The sequence below is a fragment of the uncultured Dokdonia sp. genome, assembly GCF_937910895.1.
Taxonomy (GTDB): domain Bacteria; phylum Bacteroidota; class Bacteroidia; order Flavobacteriales; family Flavobacteriaceae; genus Dokdonia.
The window spans coordinates 28,349-52,344 of the sequence record NZ_CALEMI010000050.1; the positions used below are offsets into that span (position 1 = coordinate 28,349).

General features: G+C 35.0%; 26 protein-coding genes. 16 read left to right on the forward strand and 10 right to left on the reverse strand.

Annotated elements, in window-relative coordinates:
• The 4 genes from Q0505_RS05830 to Q0505_RS05845 form a co-directional block, all read right to left on the reverse strand.
• Entirely contained in the window at positions 1 to 3,285 is a 3,285-nt protein-coding gene (locus Q0505_RS05830) for a DUF6603 domain-containing protein (RefSeq protein WP_299210113.1), read from the reverse strand.
• A gap of 165 nt (positions 3,286 to 3,450) precedes the next feature.
• Entirely contained in the window at positions 3,451 to 4,215 is a 765-nt protein-coding gene (locus tag Q0505_RS05835; RefSeq protein ID WP_299210115.1) for a hypothetical protein, read from the reverse strand.
• An 87-nt stretch (positions 4,216 to 4,302) separates the two neighbouring features.
• Positions 4,303 to 4,494 (reverse strand): hypothetical protein, encoded by a 192-nt coding sequence (locus tag Q0505_RS05840; protein WP_299210117.1) that lies wholly within the window; start codon positions 4,492 to 4,494, stop codon positions 4,303 to 4,305.
• A 148-nt stretch (positions 4,495 to 4,642) separates the two neighbouring features.
• A complete protein-coding gene (locus Q0505_RS05845; RefSeq protein WP_299210120.1) occupies positions 4,643 to 5,647 on the reverse strand; it encodes a hypothetical protein in 1,005 nt (334 codons plus the stop codon).
• Positions 5,648 to 6,028: 381 nt separating this feature from the next.
• Between Q0505_RS05845 and Q0505_RS05850 the strand changes: the two genes are divergently transcribed.
• The 4 genes from Q0505_RS05850 to Q0505_RS05865 all read left to right on the forward strand — a co-directional run bounded on the left by Q0505_RS05850 (position 6,029) and on the right by Q0505_RS05865 (position 9,507).
• Entirely contained in the window at positions 6,029 to 6,865 is an 837-nt protein-coding gene (locus Q0505_RS05850; protein WP_299210122.1) for a universal stress protein, read from the forward strand.
• Between the two features lie 102 nt (positions 6,866 to 6,967).
• Positions 6,968 to 7,750, forward strand: a complete 783-nt coding sequence (locus tag Q0505_RS05855; RefSeq protein WP_299210124.1) for an ABC transporter permease — start codon at positions 6,968 to 6,970, stop codon at positions 7,748 to 7,750.
• Positions 7,750 to 8,499, forward strand: coding sequence for an ATP-binding cassette domain-containing protein (locus Q0505_RS05860; RefSeq protein WP_299210126.1), 750 nt, complete (start codon positions 7,750 to 7,752; stop codon positions 8,497 to 8,499). The genes Q0505_RS05855 and Q0505_RS05860 overlap by 1 nt, the downstream gene beginning before the upstream one ends.
• A 9-nt stretch (positions 8,500 to 8,508) precedes the next feature.
• Positions 8,509 to 9,507, forward strand: coding sequence for an MlaD family protein (locus Q0505_RS05865; protein ID WP_299210128.1), 999 nt, complete (start codon positions 8,509 to 8,511; stop codon positions 9,505 to 9,507).
• Positions 9,508 to 9,609: 102 nt separating this feature from the next.
• On the opposite strand, the gene upp is transcribed toward Q0505_RS05865, so the two are convergent.
• Positions 9,610 to 10,260: a uracil phosphoribosyltransferase gene (gene upp, locus Q0505_RS05870; protein WP_299210129.1), complete on the reverse strand. Its 651-nt coding sequence runs from the start codon at positions 10,258 to 10,260 to the stop codon at positions 9,610 to 9,612.
• Between the two features lie 309 nt (positions 10,261 to 10,569).
• Here upp and Q0505_RS05875 point away from each other — a divergent pair, with 309 nt between their 5' ends.
• From Q0505_RS05875 to Q0505_RS05885, 3 genes are all read left to right on the forward strand, one after another.
• Complete coding sequence (locus Q0505_RS05875) at positions 10,570 to 11,145, forward strand: porin family protein (RefSeq protein ID WP_299210131.1); 576 nt, start codon at positions 10,570 to 10,572, stop codon at positions 11,143 to 11,145.
• A gap of 139 nt (positions 11,146 to 11,284) precedes the next feature.
• Complete coding sequence (locus tag Q0505_RS05880; protein ID WP_299210133.1) at positions 11,285 to 11,584, forward strand: HPF/RaiA family ribosome-associated protein; 300 nt, start codon at positions 11,285 to 11,287, stop codon at positions 11,582 to 11,584.
• A gap of 19 nt (positions 11,585 to 11,603) precedes the next feature.
• Positions 11,604 to 12,440, forward strand: a complete 837-nt coding sequence (locus Q0505_RS05885; protein ID WP_299210135.1) for a universal stress protein — start codon at positions 11,604 to 11,606, stop codon at positions 12,438 to 12,440.
• 198 nt (positions 12,441 to 12,638) lie between these two features.
• On the opposite strand, the gene deoD is transcribed toward Q0505_RS05885, so the two are convergent.
• From deoD to Q0505_RS05910, 5 genes are all read right to left on the reverse strand, one after another.
• Complete coding sequence (gene deoD, locus Q0505_RS05890) at positions 12,639 to 13,337, reverse strand: purine-nucleoside phosphorylase (protein ID WP_299210137.1); 699 nt, start codon at positions 13,335 to 13,337, stop codon at positions 12,639 to 12,641.
• Entirely contained in the window at positions 13,334 to 13,987 is a 654-nt protein-coding gene (gene deoC, locus Q0505_RS05895; RefSeq protein WP_299210139.1) for a deoxyribose-phosphate aldolase, read from the reverse strand. The genes deoD and deoC overlap by 4 nt, the downstream gene beginning before the upstream one ends.
• Positions 13,988 to 14,002: 15 nt before the next feature.
• Positions 14,003 to 14,878 carry an RsiV family protein gene (locus tag Q0505_RS05900; RefSeq protein WP_299210141.1) on the reverse strand — a complete coding sequence of 292 codons (876 nt, stop codon included), beginning with the start codon at positions 14,876 to 14,878 and terminating at the stop codon, positions 14,003 to 14,005.
• A 2-nt stretch (positions 14,879 to 14,880) separates the two neighbouring features.
• Positions 14,881 to 15,285, reverse strand: a complete 405-nt coding sequence (locus Q0505_RS05905; protein WP_299210143.1) for a hypothetical protein — start codon at positions 15,283 to 15,285, stop codon at positions 14,881 to 14,883.
• 61 nt (positions 15,286 to 15,346) lie between these two features.
• Positions 15,347 to 15,757 carry a hypothetical protein gene (locus Q0505_RS05910; protein WP_299210145.1) on the reverse strand — a complete coding sequence of 137 codons (411 nt, stop codon included), beginning with the start codon at positions 15,755 to 15,757 and terminating at the stop codon, positions 15,347 to 15,349.
• A 96-nt stretch (positions 15,758 to 15,853) separates the two neighbouring features.
• Here Q0505_RS05910 and Q0505_RS05915 point away from each other — a divergent pair, with 96 nt between their 5' ends.
• From Q0505_RS05915 to Q0505_RS05955, 9 genes are all read left to right on the forward strand, one after another.
• Complete coding sequence (locus Q0505_RS05915; protein ID WP_299210147.1) at positions 15,854 to 17,020, forward strand: PAS domain-containing sensor histidine kinase; 1,167 nt, start codon at positions 15,854 to 15,856, stop codon at positions 17,018 to 17,020.
• Between the two features lie 20 nt (positions 17,021 to 17,040).
• Entirely contained in the window at positions 17,041 to 18,087 is a 1,047-nt protein-coding gene (locus Q0505_RS05920; protein WP_299210149.1) for a response regulator, read from the forward strand.
• Between the two features lie 156 nt (positions 18,088 to 18,243).
• Entirely contained in the window at positions 18,244 to 19,065 is an 822-nt protein-coding gene (locus tag Q0505_RS05925; RefSeq protein WP_299210151.1) for a universal stress protein, read from the forward strand.
• Between the two features lie 77 nt (positions 19,066 to 19,142).
• Positions 19,143 to 19,988: a universal stress protein gene (locus Q0505_RS05930; RefSeq protein WP_299210153.1), complete on the forward strand. Its 846-nt coding sequence runs from the start codon at positions 19,143 to 19,145 to the stop codon at positions 19,986 to 19,988.
• Positions 19,989 to 19,991: 3 nt separating this feature from the next.
• Positions 19,992 to 20,846 (forward strand): universal stress protein, encoded by an 855-nt coding sequence (locus tag Q0505_RS05935; RefSeq protein WP_299210155.1) that lies wholly within the window; start codon positions 19,992 to 19,994, stop codon positions 20,844 to 20,846.
• A gap of 2 nt (positions 20,847 to 20,848) precedes the next feature.
• Entirely contained in the window at positions 20,849 to 21,694 is an 846-nt protein-coding gene (locus Q0505_RS05940; protein WP_299210157.1) for a universal stress protein, read from the forward strand.
• Between the two features lie 58 nt (positions 21,695 to 21,752).
• Entirely contained in the window at positions 21,753 to 22,601 is an 849-nt protein-coding gene (locus Q0505_RS05945; RefSeq protein ID WP_299210159.1) for a universal stress protein, read from the forward strand.
• A gap of 64 nt (positions 22,602 to 22,665) precedes the next feature.
• Positions 22,666 to 23,517 carry a universal stress protein gene (locus tag Q0505_RS05950; protein WP_299210161.1) on the forward strand — a complete coding sequence of 284 codons (852 nt, stop codon included), beginning with the start codon at positions 22,666 to 22,668 and terminating at the stop codon, positions 23,515 to 23,517.
• A gap of 12 nt (positions 23,518 to 23,529) precedes the next feature.
• On the forward strand, positions 23,530 to 23,940 hold the full coding sequence (locus Q0505_RS05955) for a hypothetical protein (RefSeq protein WP_299210163.1): 411 nt from the start codon (positions 23,530 to 23,532) through the stop codon (positions 23,938 to 23,940).
• Positions 23,941 to 23,996: the final 56 nt, after the last annotated feature.

Genomic DNA, 23,996 nt, shown 5'->3' on the forward strand with positions numbered 1-23,996 from the left:
TTATTCGGTTACATCTGTTGAAAATTGTGGTATTTCTCCTAATTCGACAAGTACAGGGATTGCTCTAAAATAGGATGATCCTTGTGCTATGATATCGGTCATTTCTGATTCTTGTATGTCTGGTAAATCATCTCCAAAAATTCCTCGTAATGCTGATGAGATTTCTTGACGCTCGTTTTTAACTGCTGTAAATGTTTGTTGTATCACACCTTCTATTGGCTTATTTTTTACCGTATCAAAATATCCTAACACTTGAAACGATTGAAAAGCAGCACCTAGTTGTCGTTGCGTAAAACTCCATTGGAATGAGGCTCTTGATACATCGACTAATAGTGAAAAATCAAACGCTTTAATTTGTGCTACTTGAGGTACTAGTGGTGGAAGCAGTGTTACTCCTGTAAGGACATTACTCATAATGTTGGCAGTCCCTGGATTGGCATTACTGCTTGTTGATTTGTCTGCTCCCCACAAGGCTTCTGCGACTCCTTTGGCAATACCTCTTAATCGCATCTCCATACTTTTACCACCTAAAGACACTGTAACATTCATGTTAAAATTCATCTCTTGAGCCGTAAAGCGACAAGGTCTGATTCCTATTTCTTTATGACGTTCCTTATAGATGCTATTTTTATGAGCCGATGTCATTAATGTATCAGCAGAAGCTTCTTTGTTGTTGTATTTTAAGGTAGTTACTGGAATAAAGGAGTCTACAGCAATAGCAAGTTGTTGTGGGTTGATTACTGGGAATTTGTGTTTTCCTTTTACCGCTATCAATCCATTATTAATTGTAATATTGATAGGATCCGGATTGGAAATAGGAGCTCTTTGAGTATCGCTAGACTTTAAGCGTTTCTTTGATATCTCTTGTTTTACTTGCGGGATAAACCCTTTAGAAAATGCATGCCACTCTAGGGGCTCAGGTGCCTTTTTATTACCATCTCCAAAAGGAATGGTAAACGAAAAGATAGTCCAATTTACATAAGCTTCTCCTGCAAACGGTGGCCCCCAAATATGTAATTGTGCACCCATTTCAAAATTGAAATGTATGCGCACAAATAAAATTTTAATACGGGCTTCTATACGTATGGTGATTCCAATATCTATAGCATATTGGAAAGGTGCCCAGGCAATAAGCATATCTGCCCAAAGGATAATAGATACCTTGACTACCGATGTATTAAATAATACTTCCCATCGGCCTCCTGCCATGATCGCAGAGGATGTTAATGCGTAGTATAATTCCCCTTTTATCGATAAAAATTTTCCTATTTTCCAATGTAAGCCTACCCGTGGTACATTAGGATAGTGTGCGGGTTTTATAAACTTAGGGTGATACCCTCCTAAAGTAATGACAAAATCTCCCTCATGAGGTCCGCTGACCCATGTATAAAAAGCAAATCCTCCAGTGAGTTTACAATCTGGTGAGAGTACATAAGAGTTTGGGGTGAGTACTGCTTCTACAGAAATGACATCACTTCCTGGTCCAAAATGCGCTAGAATAGCTAGTTCTACATAAACGATAGGTTCTGGAGCAATAGATTTTTCTGGCCAGATTAATCGTGATAGTCCTAAAATGGCAAACTCCAATTGTGTTCCAAAATTAACGGTGAGTAATACAAAGGATTCTATGATCTTAAAAGAAGTAAACTTAATCCCCACTGCCAACCAGAAATCCCCTACTGAAATCTCTATAGGTTTCTTTCCATTATTCATCGGGGTTTCCAATAATTGTAATACTTCTGGTAATCCGCCACTCTTTTGAGGCTGCATCGCTAGTGTTACTAATGGATAGGTCGCCACTTCATGTATAGAGGGAACATTTACTCTTCGATTGTAGCCAAAACCTGCGGCGATCCCTGTGACGAAAAAGAAAGCAGGACCTCCTATGGGACCATCAAATACACCATAAATAAACAAGGAGGCTTGATTTTCAACTTCAGCATAAGCACCTATGGCTGAGATAGAAAATGTATTGATTTTAATAATAGCACCTCCGCTGTACTCATCTACTTCTTTGCCATTATACATCTTTGTCGAATGTAAAAAGGCGCCTGAAATTTCTATAGGAGGTCTGCTATACGAAAGTCCTAAACCATCTAGATAAAAATCAGGAATTTCTGGAGGCCATTTAAGTTTAAATCCTAGTCCAAAACCCATTAATTGCACACCCAGACCAATCATAGTCATAGACGCGTCTAATAGTAAAATAACTTTACCATCGTCATAAGCAAAGCCTATGCGTTGGAGGTGAACAGGCCCTATTCTTTTATCAAGCTTTTTCCATTTGGCTTTTGAAGAAATAGCCCCGCCTAAAGGCTGGATACTAGTGGCCTCTGTAGATGCTTCTGGAGCTGTTTCTTCTTGTGACGCCTCTTCTTGTTGGCTAGAACTTCCTCCGTTAATTGCGTACTGCTCTAGGACACCATTAATCTGCAATTCTGTGGTAATATTAAAACCAGAAGCAAGATCAACCTGCGGGATTATTTTGAAGGTTTGTAGTTCTTCTTTTAAAAATTTGCCTTTAGCGTATATGGCTAATACTTCTTTAAAAGCAAATGAATTTCCACGAGTTAATATAGGGCCTGCCATAGGCAAATCTGAAAGATCTAACGATAGATTTGCTCCCATTCCGAAGAGCAACTTGGAGTCTTTTTCTTCTTTTTTGTAGAGGAAGAATGCTTTAAAAGTGTCTAGTGTAAATGATACTTCAGGGAGGTTTTTTACCGTCTCTTTTCCAAAAAGATCTGCCGCTATTTCCTTAAGATCTATCGTCACCTTTCCTGTATTAAGATATCCAGCAAAGACATACCACGCTTTGTCTTGCTTCACAAATTGAATTTCAAAATGATGTGTACCTATCTTTATAATACCTTTGAATGTAAAGGAGGGAGCAGAAGCATTCGTTTTATCATACTCAATGCTAATAGCGGCATCAAATTCATTTTCATTGATGGTGATTTTACAATCAAATGCAATGGTAAGCTTTGAAGCATTTGTGTCTCCTTTTCCGTAGGTTACCGAGAACTTCTTAAATGTAACACTATCAAGAATGTCAGGTATCTCTTGATCACCGTGGGCTGTTGAATTAATAATATCTCTAACACCAATTCCTCCTTTCTTTACGGCCGCTAATGAAGCAAATAAGACACTTTCTGTTGCATTATCTTCTAGAATACGTTTTCGGTACCCAATAGCAATATCTACACCCAAAGGAGCCGCAGGATTTCCTAGATGGAAATCTGCCTGCCCAGTAATTTCAAGAAGAAACGGTTTTGATGTTGACATATAAAAATAAATAATATATTATCTATGCTTATTTAGTACGTAAATAAATGTTTCAACTATAGAGACTGTAGCTGTTTTTGCTTTCGCGAAAGCGTACTAAATATTTATAAATAACAGGACTTATTATGTATTCTAATTGTTAATTAATTTGGATTCCTATGATTCTTACTCTTCTTCTGTAGGTACAGATGCTACTGGTAAAGAAACAGCTTCATTGGTGACTCTGAATCCTACTTTCTTAATGGTAAAATTCCCAAAGGTAATAGTGTCTCCATCTTCTGATGACACATCAAAGTCAAAGGTTTTTTGGGTAATGTTAAAGTGAAAAGCATTAAATAGGACACGGAATTTTTTAAGATCTTTTTCTTTTCCATCTTCACCATTCACTTCTGGAATTTGAATATCTGCCCCACTATCGCCTGTTTGTCCTTGGATCCAATTTATAAGTGCTCTTAACTCGATACTAGTACCTGGCGCTCCATCTTCTTTGTCACTAAAGTCAATCAACATATCTCCACTAGGATTTGATAGTGTTGGGATGTTTCCTATACGTACACTGACACTTACTGGTGGATTTTGAGCTTCTGCGGGCGTAGGTCCTATCTCAATTTGTCCGTTTAAACCAACACTGTATTTTGAAGCATTTGACAAGCCACTAATTGTAACAATTCCTTTATTTGCAGTAGTTGCACCTGTTAACTTGATGGAGCCACCTACGCCTCTATACACAGCTTTTTCCCCATTATTCCAAGTGACTTGAATATTATCATTTGGTGCAAAACCTCCCCAATCCGCATGTGTGTCACTCTCATTTATAATCGTGGTAGCAAAATTATCCTGCGGTTTAAAATTTTTCAGTTTTGCTACATCTGTAATGGGATCACTTGCGGTATTTGTTAAATTTCTAATTTCTGTAATTGTAATTGCCATGATATTTCTGTTTAAAATGGTGAATATTAAATGTATGTATAGAATTTAGTCTGCGGGTTCTATTTTTCAATTTGTGAGATAAAACTATTAAAACATCTGAAACCTTACTTCAGGATTGTCTCCCGCTGGACTAGGTTGTACAAGCAGTGTAATTTGTCCATTACCAGCTGGTGCATTCACTACTATAGGATTTATTGCAGCATTCGCAAAAGAGACCGTTATAGGTTGCCCAGTAGCGATTTGATATACTGGTTCTGGAGATGTATGAACTCCATTCACCTGTACCTGTTGATTATTAAAACTAACAGTTATCTCAATTCCACTTATATTATAAATAATAAAATCTTCCATAATTTAATGACTTATTTAATAATGACACCTACTCTTTTAAGGCTTTTCGGTTTTCGCCTATTCTAATTTTTTAAAATTACCTATCGTATATGATGACTGTAGCATTTATGCCGGGAGGAACCAAAAACTGTACATTGTATCCTTTATATACTCCTTGTGGAAGATTTGGAATGCTTGCATTTCCATAATTACGTACATAGAGCCAATTCCAAGGATGAGGAATGATATCATACTTAGTGGCGGTGTTTAACACAAACCCACTGTCTCCAGTACCTAACTGCCGTGTATATCCATGTAGCCCAGGATTTTTATTATTCGACTTATCTGGTTGTTCTATATAAATTTGTTCTGTAATCGTACGTACCTCATCTCTATTACTCACTACTTGAAAAAATATCTTCATCGTACAGCCATCTGCATCTCCACACAGTGATTCAATATCCCTATTTTCAGCTTGCCAACTATTAGTAATAGATTTAGTACCCACATTAATTATCATAGGAGGTTTTTCTCCGTTCACCGTGTTTGCAACAATGTTACCTTCTACTTGAAGTGTAGCTTTAGGATTAATCGTTCCGATACCTACATTCCCACTAGGCCGTATTACCATTTTATCTGCATTGTCAGCTCGAAATCCAATATATCCATCCCCCGATTTTATGTTTATCAAAGAATAAATACCTTCCTTATGATGCAAGAATCCATAACTGGCTGTCGTTGTAGCATTTTTATGAGAAAATGAAGCCCAATCAAATCCATGCCCAACATCACCTATAAATGCATTATTTATAGTCACATTTCCAGTAAAATTGCCTGTTTTTGCAGTTAGCGCATCACTCAACGTGAGATTTTCTCCTCGGATTGTTCCTTCAAAATTTCCTGTTTTTGCAGTTAGAGAATCATTCAAAACGAGGTTTTGTGATTTGATTGTGCCCTTTACTTCTAATGGAGTCCTAGGTGTAGAAGTTCCAATACCTACATTGCCGTTGGGGAGAATTTTCAATGCGTCCTCTTGCGCTTTTAAGAACTGAATATTTAGAATTAGTAATACAATACACGTAATCTTAGCAGTAGTTTTCATAGAGACTATACTTATTTATTCAATCTAAAATACTTAAAATCAATTATTTGATTATAGTGCATTATGTTAAATTCAGATTCTTTCAAGTTAGAACCTAATGATTAAAAAGAAACCCGTATAAATACTTGTTTTCAAAAATCACTAGTACTGATTATATTTTAATACTTAAATTTCACATTGATTTGGATAGCTCTTATCCTATTTCTTAAAAATAAATTTAAGTGACTACAAGAATTAATACATCAATTTTTCACAAAAGATATTTCTTCTTCTTAGCATAAGAAATCTTTACTACCAAGCTTCATTCCAACTCATAACTGATATTTATCATAGCTTTCATCACATTTCAAACATAGTTTTGGGTGATAAACCGAAGCCATTATGAAAAACATCCTCATTTTGTCAAACTTTGAATCGTATTCTATAAATGCTACGACCTATGCTATGAACTTTTTTAGCGGGCAATCTTGTCATTTCTATTTTTTAAATATTGTTAAAGTATGGGAGTATACAACAGATAACTTAATGACAGCATCTAAAGATGAAACGATTTATGACACTATACTATCATCTTCAAAAAGCAAGCTTAAAAAAAAGATAGCATATCTTGAAAATACGTATCCAGAAGAAGATTATACCTTTACAGCCCTTGTAGACTACGATGTATTTACAGATGCTATAAAGCAAGCTGTTAAAGCCTATGATATAGATTGTGTTTTAATGGGCTCTAATGGACAGTCCGATTTTATAGAGCGATTGTTTGGAAGTCATAGTACGCGTGTGGTACGCAAAGTAGATTGCCCTGTATTTATTATCCCTGACAATTATAAGTATACGCCTATACATCATGTACTCTTAGTATTGGATCAGAAGAATGTGTATTCTAGTTATATTTTTGATAAAGCTTTTAAAATTATAGATAGAAAACCCATCAAAGTAGCTGTATTAAGGCTTTCAGAATCAGAACCTTTATTTAAAAAAGAAGAGGTGGAGCAGATTACAAAAGATTTTGATCAAAAGAACGTTCCTTATTTTCATCTCTCACATCTTACAGATGATAAGGGTAAACAACTTCAGGTGGTAGATGAGGTTTTACACGCAGACGCCAATGTAATTAGTACAAGACCTATTTCTTTCACATCCAGAATTATAAAAAATACAGGAGTTGATGAACTGATTTTGAACATTGAGAAACCAACTCTCTTTTTAAAAGATTAAAGAATGTGTCATACGCTTTCGCGAAAGCGTGCCATCACATACCCCCTTTTATACCTGATTAATATCATAGTTATGATCGGTATCTGAAATTACATTTGGTCTATGCAGTTTAAAATTACATATCCCATACGATTACGTGAGTTTTTGGTTGAGATTGGAGATATTTCTTATTTTGCTTTGAGGTATTTTAAAGAAATCTTTAAAAGTCCTTATGAAACTAGCGAGCTTTTAAAACAATGCTATGTGATCGGGAATAAATCGCTTCTATTAGTTGGCGTTACTGGCTTTATACTAGGGCTTGTTTTCACTCTTCAATCGCGGCCTACGTTATTAGAATTTGGAGCTGCCTCTTGGATGCCCTCTATGGTAAGCATCTCTATTGTAAGAGAGATAGGACCTGTTGTTATAGCCCTTATTTGCGCGGGAAAAATTGGTTCGGGTATCGGGGCAGAACTTGGCTCGATGCGTGTGACGGAGCAAATTGACGCTATGGAAGTATCAGGAACAAATCCTTTTAAATATCTAGTAATAACACGTATCACAGCCACCACATTAATGCTTCCCTTATTGGTTATTTTTGGAGATGCAATCGCTCTTATAGGATCCTCTTTGGTCGAATATTCAAAGGGAAGTGTTTCATTTATACTCTATTTTAATAAAGTGATTGATGCCTTATCCTTTGGAGATATTCTTCCTGCCACGATAAAAACATTCTTTTTTGGTTTTGTGATAGGTCTTATTGGATGTTACAAAGGCTATCATTGTAAAAAAGGAACCTTAGGGGTTGGAGAAGCATCCAACTCTGCAGTTGTCTACGCTTCTATGCTACTGTTTATCGTCGATTTTATTGCTGTATTTATATCAGATATCTTTTTTGAAATTTAATGGAAACCACCACTAACATATCACCCGTTCTAGAAATCAAAAATTTGTATAAAAGCTTTGGTGATCATCAAGTACTTAATGGGTTTAATTTGTCTTTATATCCTGGAGAAAATGTAGTGGTCATGGGGAAATCGGGTTCTGGAAAATCTGTGATGATTAAATGCTTGGTAGGGTTGATGAAAGCGAGTTCAGGAAGTATAAAAATCCGAGATAAGGATATTACCGCTTTAGGGCAAAAAGAATTAGATTTTTTACGCACAGAGATTGGATTTTTATTTCAAGGTAGCGCTTTGTATGACTCGATGACGGTACGTGAAAATCTAGAATTTCCTTTACGTAGGCATCGAGATAAATTACGCTTTCGCGAAAGCACAAAAGACCTTGTACACGAAGCATTAGAAAATGTGGGGTTACTAGATGCTATAGATTTAATGCCCGTAGAGTTGTCAGGAGGAATGAAACGTAGAGTCGCTTTAGCCAGAGCATTGATCTTGAAACCAACTATCATGCTGTATGATGAGCCAACTACGGGGCTAGATCCTATTACCGCAAAAGAAATCATACAATTAATGCGAAATATTCAAAATACGTATGGCACTTCATCTCTCATCATCACACACGATGTTGATTGTGCTCGTGTGATCTCTAATAGAATTATTTTACTGGTAGATGGTATTAATTATGCAGAAGGAACCTATTCTGAATTATCTTCTTCTGAAGATCCAAAAATTAAAATGTTTTTTAAATAAATATGACTTATGGAAAAATCTTCTAAAAATAAAGTACAACTAGGGGTTTTTGTAATAGTTGGCACCCTACTTCTTGTGATCGTATTATACCTCATAGGAAATAGACAAAATATTTTTTCAAACAATATAAAAATCAATACCAAATTCACCAATGTAAATGGGTTACAATTAGGGAATAATGTACGGTATTCTGGAATTGATATAGGCACCGTTCATGCAATTAAAATGCAATCTGATACTATTATTTTGGTAGAAATGTTACTCAAAGAAAGCATGACAAAATTCCTTAAAAAAGATGCCGTAGCGACGATAGGATCTGATGGATTGGTAGGGAACATGATTGTAAATATCATTCCTAGAGAAGGGGAATCACCTCTAGTAATCTCTGGTGATACCATTGAAAGTTATAGTCGTATAAGTACAGATAATATGCTCACAACTCTTAATGCGACCAACCAAAACTTAGAATTACTCTCTTCCGATTTGCTTAAAGTGACTACCGAAATATTACACGGAGGTGGAACCATCACTTCCTTACTAAAGGATAAAGAAATATCAAATGATCTGAAGAGTACCATCACAAATTTGAAGACATCCACTGCAAATATCTCCCTGATGACTCGTGAATTATCAAAAAACTTGGAGCGTATCGATATGGAACATAGCGTTGCTGGCGTATTACTTACAGATAGTATCCAAGGGCAAAAAGTAAAAACGATGATCCAAAACGTAGAAATAGCAAGTCAAGATATACAGAAAGTAACTGCCTCTCTGGATACCATAATGACTCGTATTGTTAATGGCAAAGGCTCTCTACACCATCTAACGACAGATGAGATTCTTGTAAAGAATATTGATAGTACGATGCAACATATAAAAGAAGGTACCGCAAAATTTAATGAGAATATGGAAGCACTCAAACATTCTATTTTTTTCAGGAGATATTTTAAGAAACAAGAAAAAGAGACCTTAAAAAGAAAGCAGGAAGAAAAAAAGGAAAACGATTAGTTGTGTGCGACTAAGACATAAGAACTACTTGTCCCGTATTTAAAAACTAGCTGTAAATAAGTGACTTTATCGATTTTATAGCCTAAGTACTTCAGGATTTTTTTATAATTTCATCCCATACGATAAATCTCCAGCGTCTCCCAAACCAGGAAGTATATATTTTTCATCATTCAAATCTTCGTCAATAGCAGCAATCCATAAGTGTGTCTTTTCGGGAAAAATATCTTGAATATACTTCACGCCCTCATGAGAACCTATAACGCTTATAATATGTATGCTTTCTGGAGTGCCGTGATCTTTGAGGGCTAGATATACATTTTCAAGCGTATGTCCCGTGGCAAGCATAGGATCGCATAAGATGAGTGTTTTACCTTCTAAAGAAGGAGCTGCAAGATATTTTACAACAATCTCTAAAGTGTCAGCATCCGGATGATTCCTATAAGCAGAAATAAAAGCTTGCTCAGCGTTATCAAAACAAGAGACAACCCCCTGTTGTAAAGGTAAACCTGCTCTCAATATAGCGGCAATGACTATGTTTTCTTTAGGTAAAAACATCTCTTTAATTCCCAAAGGGGTTTTTACTGTATGTGTTATATAGGAGAGCTGTTGACTCATCTCATACGCAAGAATATGTCCTATCCGTTCAATATTTATTCTAAAACGTAGCGAGTCTTTCTGGATTTCTTGATCTCTTAATTGTGCTATAAATCGTTGTAATACGGTTTTTTTTGAGGTAAAATCATGAACTTTCATATACATCTCTTTTAATATTTCTAAAATACAATCTTATCTACTTGGAATACGTCAGATCATCCATTTTTGTTTTTTATTTAAAAATACAAATTAACGTAAGGAAGACTATTTCTAAAGTCTATAAGATGGTATCCTCTAAATATAGACTTAAAGTATTCTATTAAAAATGAGAAGCATCATATAGTGATACATAGAAAACGTTTGAAATAAGCTGATAAAGATCATTTTTTTCGTGTGATTAGAATCCTACTTTCGTAGTATACTACTAAAGCCATATCATTTTAATTCGTTTCAAAATCTTCTTTTCACTTGAAAAATATCTATTACATATTATTTATTTCAATCACTACCCTATGTGCTCAAGCGCAAGAGCGCTGGAGTGTCGCTTTTAGACCTCAACTCAACTTCCCTACTTCATCTTTTATGGATACGAGCATTAGAGTTGGTAATGGATTAGAACTAGAAGCTACGTATGATGTATTGCCACATTTGACTTTTTATACAGGCGTGCATTGGAGTCAATTTGATACTAATGAACAATTTGATGAAGATCACATCAACTTCAATCAAAGTGGATATATTCTTGGAGGGCGTTTGCGACTTCCTTTTAATAAAAGTAAAATTGGGTATTACCTAAGTGCAGGTACCATATACAGTAGGATACGTATTACTAGTGATAACGTTGCTCATGATCAAAAAACAACATTCAAAGTGAACTGGCAATTTGGAGCAGGTGTTCAAATTCCTGTGTTTGAACATTGGGTATTTGCTCCTGAAATACGGTATCGTCCTGCATCAAACGCTAAAGTGATTATAAATACTATAGAAGAAACACTAGCTATAGACTTCATCACCATAAGTGCGGGAATCGTGTACACGTTTTAATATCTAAAAAGTAATGTCTGGTGAAGACATAAGACCGCTTCGCTGTTAGACAATAGAGCACTATTTTATGATTCATGTCATAGTTTTTGAAGCATACGTCTACTAATTTTAAACGACACATTTAAAACCCATAAAGACCATGACTATTGAGATACAATTTGTAAAAATTGCTACGAGCGAAGCACTTACACAATACATACACACCAAAATAGAACCTCTATTTAAAAAATATCCTTGGCTTATAAAAGCACAAGTTTTTGTAAAAAAAGCAAATGATTCCAAAGGTAATCAATGTATTTGTGAAATTGAAATGAGTCTTCCCGGTACTCGCCTCTATGCTTCTTCTGCAGAAGAAAACTACCAAGTTGCCGTAAAAAACACGGTTTCAGATATAGAGAAGCAACTCAAAAAGCGTAAGCAATCAATCATCTCTCATTAATATTTTCAAAAATAATACTATGAAAAAGATTTTAGTTCCCGTTGATTTCTCAAATTATTCAGAATACGCTCTAGAGGTTGCTGCTTCTTTTGCTAAAAAGCATGACGCAGAAATCATCTTACTGCACATGCTTGGATTGTCTCAGGCGGTCCTTACAAAAAATGAAGATGAAGAAGTTGCAGAAGCTATATATTATATGAAACTCGCAGAAAAACGGTTTAACATTCTAGGAACACGAATTTCTCTAGAGGGATTGACTGTTTCTGAAATCGTGCAGAACTATAAAGATTTTAATGAGATTAATGAAGTTGTAAAAGATCAAGGAGCCGATTTAATTGTGATGGGCTCTCATGGAAGCTCAGGAATTTCAGAAATATTTGTGGGATCTAATACAGAAAAAGTCGTGCGAACTTCAGAAGTACCCGTACTCGTCATCAAAGAACATCTATCAGATTTTACAATACATAAAGTGGTTTTTGCTTGTGATTTTAAGACAGAAAACATACTTGTGTATCGTAAAGCAATGCAGTTTTTTGAACGCATAGGGGCTGCTGTAGATTTGGTATATGTAAACGTACCTGGTACTAGTTTTAGGAGTACAACACAAATACAAGAACAAGCTGAAGAGTTTCTTTCTATTGCAGATTTTGATGCGACTATACATCCCAATGAAGTCGTCTATTTAAATGGGTATAGTATCGAGCAAGCCATATTTGATTATGCAAAAAAAATACAAGCAGATGCATTAGCAATCCCAACACATGGGCGGAAAGGTCTCGCTCATTTTTTTAATGGAAGTATCGGCGAGGACTTAGCAAATCATTCAAAATTACCCGTATTTACATTCAAAATATGATTTGTTATTAGTTCAGCTAACTATTTCGTATGTGTCTTTCAAACTTTACGAAACAGCGTTTCACTAATAATACACCCCTTGGTCTCCTTTTCTTAGAAAGGAAACTCTTAACAAATTTTTTCTATGCTTTCGCAAATCTGCCTACCAGCAGGCAGGAGGTATAAAACTATGTTGAAGGTCTATAAAAAATTAAATGCCTTATATACAGCCCAAAGCAATTTCAATCATTTTTGTGAAAGATGTTTCCCGTTCTACTGCAGAAATACGTTCTCCTGTGACTAATGAGTCAGAGATGGTCAAGATAACCAATGCTTTTACCTGATGTTTTGCTGCTATTGTATATAAACCAGCTGCTTCCATCTCTACACATAGTACGCCAAAAGCTGCCCATTTCTTATAATCGTCAAAGGTGTCTTCGTAAAACTCGTCTGTGGAGAGTACATTGCCTGCTTTTATTGCAATGTTGTGCTTTGTGGCATAAGCTGTAGCTCTTTTGAAAAGCTCATAATTTGCAGTGGGAGAATAGTCTGCATTAATAAATCGAGAGTTATTAATGCCCGATGTAGATGAAGCCGCCATGGCAATCACAATATCACGTAGATGTACGTCACTTTGGTAGGAACCTGCAGAACCTACTCGAATTAAGTTTTTTGATCCATACTCATTGATGAGTTCGTGGCAATATATCAATGCAGAGGGTATTCCCATTCCTGTGCCTTGTACAGAGACTCTTTTTCCTTTATAATATCCAGTGTATCCATACATTCCTCTCACTTGATTATAACATGTTGGGTTTTCTAGAAATGTTTCAGCAATCCACTTGGCTCGCATCGGATCTCCCGGAAGTAAAACGGTTTCTGCAATGGCTCCTTTTTCTGCTTCAATATGTGTACTCATGACCGTTGTATGTGTGTGATTATGTTGATTCCTGAAGATGTCCCTAAACGACTAGCGCCTGCATCTATGAGTTGCTGTGCCGTTTGTGTATCTTTTATACCGCCAGAGGCTTTTATTTTTATGTCAGTACCTGCAAATTCTTTTAATAAAGTGATATCTTGAAGCGTGACTGGAACCGTTCCAAACCCTGTAGACGTTTTAATAAAATCGGCACCTGCACGTATCGCGAGCATTGTTGCCTGACGTTTTTCTTGATCCGTCAGATAACTTACTTCTAGGATCACTTTTAAAACATGAGCTCCTATAGCTTCTTTTATACTTGCAATTTCTTCTTCCACTTTATCAAACAATCCAGATTTTAAAAATCCAATATTAAGAACCATATCAATCTCACTTGCTCCCTGCTGAATGCAATATGTTGCCTGAGCTATTTTTGTGTTTGTTGACATAGCACCTAATGGAAACCCCACAACAGCAACGACTTTAACAGGATACTCTCCGAGGTAATTTCGCGCAAGCGAAACATAACATTCATTAACACAAACGGCATAAAAATGATGCTCAATCGCTTCTTGACAGTGTTTTTTTATATCGTTTAACGTTGCTGTAGGCGTAAGTAGTGTATGATCTATATATTGAGAGAGATTCATAAAAGATGTCTTGTATTATAGGAGTAAGGGTTGTTGGTATTGCTTGATCAGGTGTAAGATTTTGGGCAATGGAAGCTTTATGGAATAGGTACCTGTATAGGATGGACATATCACACAATCGTCAAAATAAAATTCTACAAATTCGCCATTAATCACAAAATTATTCTTGTAAGCTCTAAAATCCATTTCGGTAAGTTGCCAGCAATCATAAAACATGTCTCCAGAATCAATATCATTGGTAATGGTTTGATTGATAAGGTCAAAGATTTGTGCTTCTGCTCCATCAATAAAAAAGTCTTTAAAATATATAAATGAATGATCTTTTGTATTGTAATTCAGACAGTCAAACAGATAAGCAGAGTGTCTCATGCCTGAATAAAAATTCTCTTTATAGAGTAAAATACTGATCACATTATTTGCTGTAGAATGGAGTTTATAATCTATAATTCGCTTTTCGCGAAAGCGGTCTATTTTAAGCGTATCGCATAAAAGTTCTTCATCTTCCAAAATCTCATTAATGGTGCGTTCTACATTGAGATAGCTCTCTCTGAGATAGTTATTAAAAACTGCATAGTTAGCATCTACCTCTTCATTTAAATAGGGGTAGGTGTAATCTAGAATATACTCATCATCTTCTTCGTATATTTTTTTTGATAGCACTAACTCTTTAAGTTGTTTTTTCTCATCTTTTTTCTGAATGAGTTGTTTCTTTTTAATGCGATGCTTTACTACTTGATTTTGCAGTATATCTGGGTCTGCAGGTTCTTCTTGAATAGTTGAAGTAACATCTTCTGCGTTCTTCTTACTAGGTGGTTGTACAACATCTGTAGTTTCTTTTTTACAGGAAGTAAATCCTACAAGCAGAATAAAAACAAAGGGCAATAGTTTCATAATTATTTATTTAGAAGAAGGTTAAGCTGTGCAAGTAAAACAAGTTCTGATTTATTTACACCAGAAAAAGCATTTGCAATGGCACTGGCTGTTTTTGAAATTTTTTGTTTAATAGAATCTGTAAATATGTGAGTATTTAATGTATAGTATTCTTTGAAGGTGTCATAGCACTCTTGTGCCTCATAGACTTCACTATCTAACCAGTTGAATACAATTTCTATTTGAAATGCGCTATTATCTCCATACGCATCAGATTGATTATGTAAGGGGACCCAAGTGGATGTAATCAGCTTTTTCAATGCATTAATTTCTTCTTCGCGTACGTTATTATCTATAAAAGCAATCGCATAAAAAAGCCTTCCTAAGTTTTGATAAAAGGTAATATCCAATTTTTCTTCAGTTTTCATCTTTTTATAAATTGATTGTATCAAATGTATTTTGATTCTCGTTATTATTATATGACATTCATCAGCTTTGAATGAGAAGCGCTTCTTCCAATTTTATTAGGATATTTCTTTCTGATGTACCTACTCCTTGGTAAGAAGTAGCGATAGCACGCGCTGTTTGTACTATTATTTTATTTACACTTGGCGTGAAAAATTCTGGATGCTCCTTTTTAAACTCAATAAAGGCATTATACATGTCTTCTCCGTTTGAGGAGAACGCTTCAACACCCTCAAATACCATTTCAATAAGATAGGCAGCATCTTCTCCAAAAGCATCTTCAAGATCATCCATATCTAGCCACACATCACGCACATACGTTTGAAGTGTTGCAAATTCCTGATTATCTATAGAATTATCTGCGATAGCAACGGCATAAAATAATTTACCTAAACTCTGATAGAACGGTAAACTCTTGGATATTTGTGATTTCATCATACGGATATTTGGCTAGGTAAATGTATCTTTACTAGGTATAAAATTCTATGACATATATCACTTATAGCGTCACAAGGATAGATACCCGATACTATGGATTTTTTCAGAGACAGTATAGAAGATACTTTTTTAACCCTTTTTGAAGGCGTATCTGAGGGTGTCATTGTAGTGAACACAAAACAAATGATTGTGGCTAGTAATACTGCTGCCAGAACGATTTTTGGATACCAAAAAGAAGAAATGGAAGGAGCACTATTAACGACCATTATTCCTACAGAATACCACAAGAAGCATACTGGATATGTGAAGGAATTTATGGCCCATCAGGATAAAAGGCAAATGGGTATAGGAAGGGACTTATTTGGACTCCATAAAGACGGAAGCAAAATGCCTGTAGAAGTTGGACTCAATCCTTTTGTACTACACGGACATCCTTATATCATGGCGCTTATTACAGATATTACCGTGCGTAAACAACAAGAAGATGAGATACGAGATATAAACGCCTCGTTAGAATCTAAAGTAAAGGAACGTACACTACAACTTACAAAAGCGCTTGCTGCCGAAAAGGAACTTAACGAATTAAAAACAAAGTTTTTATCCTTGGTTTCTCATGAGTTTAAAACGCCTTTATCTGGCATTCTGACATCGGCTACCCTTGCTGGAAAATATACCAAGGATGAGCAACAGGAAAAAAGAGAAAAACACTTAAAAACCATACGAAGTAAAGTTAAACACTTGAATACGATTATAGATGATTTTTTATCTATAGAACGTTTACAATCAGGAAAGGTAACTTACAAGTTTACCTCCTTCCCAATTAGTAAAATATTTGATGAAGTCATTTATGATGCAAATATGCATCTCAAAGATGGGCAAATTATTAAATACCCTAAAAGTGCAAGTGATTTGATTATAGAGTTTGATGAAAAAATATTGGAATTAGTCCTTACAAACCTTATTCATAATGCGATAAAATATTCTGGCGAAGATTCTATAGTAGCTATTGATATAGAAAAAAGTGACACTCAATTACAAATTGCTATTAAAGATGAAGGCATTGGTATTCCAGAAAAGGAACAGAAATTTATATTTGACAGGTATTTTAGAGCAGAAAATGCCTTGACCTGTCAAGGTACTGGGATAGGACTTAATATTGTAAAAAATCATCTAGAGAACTTAAAAAGCACCATATCCTTTCAGAGTGAGCAAGATGTAGGTTCTACCTTTACCATAACCATCCCTTTATCTCAAGATTAACCCTATCATACTACGTGTAAATGAAGACTATTTTATTAATTGAAGATGATACCGCTTTACGCGAAAATACTGCCGAGCTATTAATGCTTTCCAATTATGATGTAATCACTGCTGCCAATGGGGTTCTAGGCATTGCGGCTGCCAAAGAAAAACTCCCAGATCTTATTATATGTGATATTATGATGCCTATGGCAGATGGATATGAAGTCTTAGAAACCCTGTCTAGTGATTCAAAAACAAGGCAGATTCCGTTTATATTTCTTTCTGCAAAGACCGAACATAAGGAAATACGTAAGGGGATGAACTTGGGTGCAGATGACTATCTTACAAAACCTTTTGAAGAAGAAGACCTTATCAGCGCTGTCGAAAGTCGGCTGGCAAAAACATTTATACTTTCAAATATAGCCCGTACAACGCAAGAGGACAAAGAGGAAGATCAAATACGGAGTCTTAACGAATTAAAAAACTTTTTTGATGACCAAGGAGACATCGTCATCTACAAAAGTGGAGACGTTATTTTTGAAGAGGGAGCAAACTCAAATTACATCTATTTAATCCTAAAAGGGATTGTCAAAACCTATAAAATGGATCAAAAAGGCAAAGCTCTTATTACAGCATTATTTAAACCAGATGATTTTTTAGGGTTTACCTCCTTTGTCGATAATGTACCGTACCAAGAATCTGCTACCGTAATTAAAGATGCAGAACTTGCCGCAGTTTCAAAGTCTGAATTAAAAGATATTCTGAAAAAAAATCAAAAAGTATCCTTAGAACTTATGGAACTTTTAACCGATAACTTATCGGAAATTAAATCACAATTGCTTCAAATGGCGTATAGCTCTGTACGTAAAAAAACTGCACAAACTATTTTACAGTTTGTAGAAGTGCTTAACAAAAAACCAGAAGAAGGCATCCGCATCTCCAGAAATGATCTTGCAAGTGTTGCTGGCATCGCTACAGAAAGTTTAATCCGCACCTTATCTGGATTTAAAAAAGAAGGTCTTATAGAAGTAGAAGGTCGCAACATTAGAATCTTGGATATAGAAGGGTTAACCGAGATAGAGTAATCTTTACTCACAAATACATCCAAAAGGGATAATACGCCTAAAGGTATTGTTGCTAAGTACGCTTTCGCGAAAGCGTAAAAAACCCATATCCGAAACTGATATTTATCATAGTTATCCCTATTGCATCAAAATACATTTGTATACTTACACATACGAATGATGAAGAATATTTTAATCCCAGTTGATTTTTCTGAGGTCTCTTGGAATGCTGTTTATTGTGCAATCTGTCATTTTAAAGACGACACTATTCAGTTTTATATAGCCCATATAGAATCCCCTCCCACAACCTCAGAAGAAAATGGATCTTTAGTCATTCACAAGAACATTGCAAATCATAAAAAACTTCAACAATGGGTTACTAAAGCAACAAAACTTGCCACACCAAAACAACAGATTATTCCACTTGAAAAGACAGGTCATTTTATACACACACTAAGAGATATTGTAAAAAACTACACGATAAATCTGATTGTTATTGGAACCCAACAATCCAATGTATTTGAAGATACCTTGGTGGGGAGTTACACTCGAGAAATCATTACACGCATAAAACAACCTGTACTCATTGTTCCTCAGGAAGTGCCCTGCCCTACTCCAAAACAAATCGCACTTATTACAGACTTCAATTTTAAACATAATAGAAAAGCACTCCAACTAATTTCTGAAATCACCTCAGTTAGAAATGCGCATTTAAGTATTTTAAATTTAATAAAACAAGAAGGTTTTATTAATGAAAATCAAGCTGAAAACAAAAAGTCTTTACAAGAAAATTTTGCAAACTTAGATCATAGCTTTCACTTTGTGGTGAATCAAACGATGGATGAAGCGTTACAGTTTTTTATAAATGTACAGAATGTAGACCTCATCATTTTATTTGCCAAGAACATGAATTTTTCAGAACATTTATTATACTCTCCTTCTACAGATGCTACGATTAGTTATCATAAGCACATTCCTTTTTTAATTGTACATGAATAAAAAAGTAGCTGACATAAATCATATTTAGTTAGCTATATATAAGATAGTTTTGAATATAAAATTTTAAAACTATCCTCATGAGAAAGATTGTAGTTCCTGTAGATTTTTCAGAAAACTCTTGGAATGCATTAAAATGCGCTATCCAATATTTTAAATATGAGAAATGCCATTTTTATATTTTTCATTCGTACGCAAATGAGGTGTATAAAAACGTAAGAACTGTCTCTGAAGAAGTTCTTGAAGAACACATAAAAGTACAAAGCGAAAAAGCAGAGAAAGAACTAGCTACTTTCCTAAAAAAGATTCAAGACTACTATCCAGATCCTAAGCATAGTTATATTACTAAAGCTGTTTTTGGAAACCTACTAGAAGAAGTCAACGATTTTGTAGAACTTGAAAATATTGATCTCATTGTCATGGGAACAAAAGGAAGGACCAATGATACGACCATTACCTATGGAAGTCACACATTACAGATTCTTAAATATGTAAAATGCCCTGTTTTAGGGGTCCCTGCCGAATACTCATACGAGCGACCTACAAATATCTTATTGCCATCAGACTTTATGATCCCTTGTAAAAAAAGAGAAATGAAACTATTGTCTTGTTTAGCAAAAAGTTATAGAGCCACCATACATCTATTATATCTATCAGATTATGATCGGCTTTCATTGAGGCAACAGGATAATAAAGTATTAATAGAGTATTGTTTAGAAGACAATAACGTCCTATATGCACGAAGAGATTATGGACCTATCACAAAGTTAATCAACAAGTATATTGCTGATGAAAGCATAGAGATGATTGTTATGGTGAACTCTAGACACTCTTACATGGAAGAATTATTAAATCAATCTAATATCGATGCCATAAGCCTCAACACCAAGATTCCATTATTAGTTTTTCAAAATTTAAAAAGATAAAAAATGAAACGTATACTCATCCCTACCGATTTTTCAGATAATGCGATCAATGCATTGCATTATGTCATCCATTTAATGGAGAATGAAAGATGTACCTTTTTTCTTCTGAATACCTATACGCCTACGTCGCTATACACATCAACTATTTATGAGTATCATACTTCATTAAACATAGATTTAGGAGAGATTTACAAAAACACCTCAGAACACAAACTTCAACGCCTTATTGATGATGTTACTACAACATTCTCAAATGACAAACATCAATTTGAAAAAATTGCCTCTTGTAATATGCTAGTCAACGAGATTGTAGACCTTACTGAATCTAAATCAATTGACTTCATTGTGATGGGAACACAGGGAGCGTCTGGGCTAAAAGAAATTTTTATAGGATCTCAAACCATGCACACTATCAAAAAAACAACGGTGCCTTTACTCTGTGTACCCAAAGATTTTACGTATAAAGATCCTAAAGACATTCTCTTTGCTACAGATTACAATCTATCTATAGAAAACATAGGATTGTCACTCGTAAAGAATCTATGTAGTATTCATCATTCCAGACTTATTCTTCTTAACGCATACTATGGTGTGCCACTTGATGAGAGACAAGAAGAAGTCAAAAATCAAATGGATCTTTATTTTAAAGGCAATGCGCATCAATTTTACATAAGTGACGGCATGGATGTCTCAGAAGCTTTAGAAGATTTTCAATCTAAACACCGTATTGATCTTCTAGTAATGGTACATAACAAGCATAGTTTCTTTGAAAATCTATTATTTACCCCAGTGATTAACAAGATTGCGCATCATACACAAATCCCGTTTTTAGTGATCCCAGCTATTGAAAAAAAATAACTATGAAACATATATTAGTGCCTACCGATTTTTCAGATAATGCCTATAGTGCGCTCAGTTATGTACGACTCTTATTACAAGATGAAGAAGTGATATTTACGTTATATCATGCGTATGAGCCTTCGCCTATATTACTCCTTGGTAAAAGTCCGTATCGCGTAGGTGCTATCTACAATAGTTGTAAGAAAGTGGCTAATGAAAAAATAGAACAACTTTTGACAAAAATTAATGGTTTAAACGAAAACCAAAAGCACACCTACGAAACAATATCTTCTGGAGGCGCTTTAGAAGAAGCCATTAAGGCTATAGACATAGATCGTTATGATTTTATAGCTATGGGGTCCAAGGGTGCTACAGGTCTTAAGACTGTATTCTGGGGGAGTAACACGTTTAGCCTTGTCAATATGTCTCTGAAAAAACCAATACTTATCATACCTGAAAATAGTATTTACAAAAACCCTGAAAAAATAGCTTTTGCTACCAATTTTACGAGAAGTTACTTAAAAGAAGAATTACAAACTCTTATTGAAATTACTCAAAAATGGAATGCATCATTACGAGTCATAGAGGTCTATTATGACCCAATACTTACCGAAGAACAGCAAGAACATTTAGAAACACTAGAAAACCTATTGATACCAGTTGCATCCAATTTTCATGTAATACCTCATTTTAATACGGTAGAAAAGGCTATTACTATTTTTAATAAGGAACTTGAAATTGATATGCTTGCGATGATTAATTACCCAAAAAGTCTTTTTCAAAAAATAGTACGTGAACCCATCATTAAAAAAATGGTACATCATACCACCATTCCATTTTTAGTATTACCATCACTTACTGACTAATATCATAGTTTTCACTTTCTGTGTCTCTTACTTTTATTCTATCTAAAAACGAGTCCTTATGAGATACATAGCAGTTCCCACAGACTTTTCAGAAAATGCATACAATGCTTTATTATATGCTACACGGCTTTTTCCGAATCAAGAATACACCATCATCCTTATCCATTCCTATGAGACAGAATTTTCAACCTCTACAAGTAGAATAGATATAGGACGTAATGAAGAATTATATCTTGAGATTGAACAAAGAGTTTCTAAAAATTTTGAAGCGTTGACTCACAAAATCGCAAGAGATACAGAAGGACTACACGTTAGCTTTGAAACTCTTATGACAGGTTTCCCTTTGTTTAAATGCATCTATAAATTACAAGAAGAAAAACCTGTTAGCCTTATTGTTATGGGAACAAAAGGAGCTACAGGCATACGGCAACTTTTTATGGGAAGTCAGACCATACGTCTGATCAAAAAAATATATAAACTCCCCGTCATTGTTGTGCCTGAAAATGCAGATTTTACGCCTCCAAAAATTATTGCGATCGCAACCGATTTTAAAACCGCTATACATACTCACGCCATTACCACACTAAAAGACATTGCAACCTCTAATGATGCTGTTATAAAAATCACGCATATCTACGATCAAAAAAATCCTGAAGATGTTTTTGAAACTAATTATAAAAAAATAAAGAAAAGTTTATCAGATATCGAATACACCACGCATTGGCTTTCTAACACCTCTAAAAAAGAAAACGTACTGAATGAGTTTGTTAAAAAAATGAATGTTGACCTACTAGTACTCACATATCACAAGCACAGTATGCTACAAAAGCTTTTCAAAGAAAACATTGTAGAAAATATAGGATTTCACACCTCAATTCCATTATTAGTCTTTACAAATACTGACTGATATATATCATAGTTGTTTTAAAGAACGATCGTTAATTTTAATCAACCAAAAAATCCTCATTATTATGAAAACCAAAATCTTATTACCTACAGATTTTTCAAAAAATGCGTGGAATGCTATAAGCTATGCAACCGATCTGTTTAAAGATAAAGAATGTGAGTTCTATATCCTTAATGTATATACGGTCACAGGATATGCCCTTGAGAGTATGATGGTTCCAGAGCCTGGCGAAATGGAATTTGAAAGAGCCAAAAAAAGCTCAGAAAAAGGGCTCGCAAAAATATTAGAAATGCTCTCTTTTAGAGACCCTAATGATAATCATTCATTTTACACCATATCACAGTTTAACTCATTACTTGAAGGACTTAAAGACATCGTAGAAAAAAAAGATATTGATATGGTTATTATGGGCACCAAAGGAAGTAGCAATGCAAGCGGCGTTGTTTTTGGAAGTAATGCTATTCTTACTATGGAAAAGTTGAGAAATTGTCCTGTCATTGCAGTACCAGAAGAAGCTCGGTTTGGAACACTCAAAGAAATTGTTTTTCCTACTAGTTATAAAACACACTTTAAGCATAGAGAATTACACTATCTCACAGAGATAGCAAAACTCACAAAAGCAGCGATACGCATTGTCCATCTAGCTGAAGATGACGAGCTAGATGCTACTCAAGAAAATAATAAACGCCTATTAGAAGAAAGTTTTGAAGACGTAGACTACACCTTTCATTTCCTTCATGGCTCAGCGATATCAGATGCTGTACGCTATTTTGTAGAAAGCCGTGACAGTGATATGATTGCTTTTATAAATAAGAAACATACCTTCTTTGGAAGTATATTTTCTAGACCTATGGTAAAAGAAATTGGGATGTACGCAAGAGTTCCCATTATGGCTTTGCATGATTTTAGAAACTAAAATAGAACACTCATGAAAAATATAGGAATCTGGATGGATAAGCGTCAAGCGCTGATCCTTTATATCACAGAAGGTAAAGAAGATTTTAAAATCCTTACGTCAGATGTAGAAGAATATAACGTACAAGGAGGATCTGGAACTAGACTAAAAGGAGGGCCACAAGATGTGATACACGATAGTAAATACCTAGCACACGAGAAAAAACAATTGAAAAACTATTTTAAAAACATCACAGAAAACATAGTAGACGTAGATCAATTAGCACTTTTTGGACCAGCAGAAACAGCTGGAAAGTTTAGAAAAGAACTCAAAGAAAACTATGAAAGGCTCTCGAGTAAAGTCGTTGTTTTAAAGACTGCAGATAGCATGACAGAAAACCAGACAAAAGCGTTGATTCGCGATTTTTTCAAAGAGTACCATTAGAATGATGGGTATTATTTTTTATGCGCTTTCGCGAAAGCATACCAACAATAAGCTCA

Bases quoted from the DNA above. Each gene is read 5' to 3' on its own strand.
- Q0505_RS05855 (WP_299210124.1), top strand. From the start codon at position 6,968: ATGCAGTTTAAAATTACATATCCCATACGATTACGTGAGTTTTTGGTT.
- Q0505_RS05830 (WP_299210113.1), bottom strand. From the start codon at position 3,285: ATGTCAACATCAAAACCGTTTCTTCTTGAAATTACTGGGCAGGCAGAT.
- Q0505_RS05930 (WP_299210153.1), top strand. From the start codon at position 19,143: ATGAGAAAGATTGTAGTTCCTGTAGATTTTTCAGAAAACTCTTGGAAT.
- Q0505_RS05850 (WP_299210122.1), top strand. From the start codon at position 6,029: ATGAAAAACATCCTCATTTTGTCAAACTTTGAATCGTATTCTATAAAT.
- Q0505_RS05865 (WP_299210128.1), top strand. From the start codon at position 8,509: ATGGAAAAATCTTCTAAAAATAAAGTACAACTAGGGGTTTTTGTAATA.
- Q0505_RS05835 (WP_299210115.1), bottom strand. From the start codon at position 4,215: ATGGCAATTACAATTACAGAAATTAGAAATTTAACAAATACCGCAAGT.
- Q0505_RS05940 (WP_299210157.1), top strand. From the start codon at position 20,849: ATGAAACATATATTAGTGCCTACCGATTTTTCAGATAATGCCTATAGT.
- Q0505_RS05950 (WP_299210161.1), top strand. From the start codon at position 22,666: ATGAAAACCAAAATCTTATTACCTACAGATTTTTCAAAAAATGCGTGG.
- Q0505_RS05900 (WP_299210141.1), bottom strand. From the start codon at position 14,878: ATGAAACTATTGCCCTTTGTTTTTATTCTGCTTGTAGGATTTACTTCC.
- Q0505_RS05935 (WP_299210155.1), top strand. From the start codon at position 19,992: ATGAAACGTATACTCATCCCTACCGATTTTTCAGATAATGCGATCAAT.
- Q0505_RS05845 (WP_299210120.1), bottom strand. From the start codon at position 5,647: ATGAAAACTACTGCTAAGATTACGTGTATTGTATTACTAATTCTAAAT.
- Q0505_RS05920 (WP_299210149.1), top strand. From the start codon at position 17,041: ATGAAGACTATTTTATTAATTGAAGATGATACCGCTTTACGCGAAAAT.
- Q0505_RS05860 (WP_299210126.1), top strand. From the start codon at position 7,750: ATGGAAACCACCACTAACATATCACCCGTTCTAGAAATCAAAAATTTG.
- upp (WP_299210129.1), bottom strand. From the start codon at position 10,260: ATGAAAGTTCATGATTTTACCTCAAAAAAAACCGTATTACAACGATTT.
- Q0505_RS05945 (WP_299210159.1), top strand. From the start codon at position 21,753: ATGAGATACATAGCAGTTCCCACAGACTTTTCAGAAAATGCATACAAT.
- Q0505_RS05905 (WP_299210143.1), bottom strand. From the start codon at position 15,285: ATGAAAACTGAAGAAAAATTGGATATTACCTTTTATCAAAACTTAGGA.
- deoD (WP_299210137.1), bottom strand. From the start codon at position 13,337: ATGAGTACACATATTGAAGCAGAAAAAGGAGCCATTGCAGAAACCGTT.
- Q0505_RS05880 (WP_299210133.1), top strand. From the start codon at position 11,285: ATGACTATTGAGATACAATTTGTAAAAATTGCTACGAGCGAAGCACTT.
- Q0505_RS05910 (WP_299210145.1), bottom strand. From the start codon at position 15,757: ATGAAATCACAAATATCCAAGAGTTTACCGTTCTATCAGAGTTTAGGT.
- Q0505_RS05925 (WP_299210151.1), top strand. From the start codon at position 18,244: ATGATGAAGAATATTTTAATCCCAGTTGATTTTTCTGAGGTCTCTTGG.
- deoC (WP_299210139.1), bottom strand. From the start codon at position 13,987: ATGAATCTCTCTCAATATATAGATCATACACTACTTACGCCTACAGCA.
- Q0505_RS05915 (WP_299210147.1), top strand. From the start codon at position 15,854: ATGGATTTTTTCAGAGACAGTATAGAAGATACTTTTTTAACCCTTTTT.
- Q0505_RS05885 (WP_299210135.1), top strand. From the start codon at position 11,604: ATGAAAAAGATTTTAGTTCCCGTTGATTTCTCAAATTATTCAGAATAC.
- Q0505_RS05955 (WP_299210163.1), top strand. From the start codon at position 23,530: ATGAAAAATATAGGAATCTGGATGGATAAGCGTCAAGCGCTGATCCTT.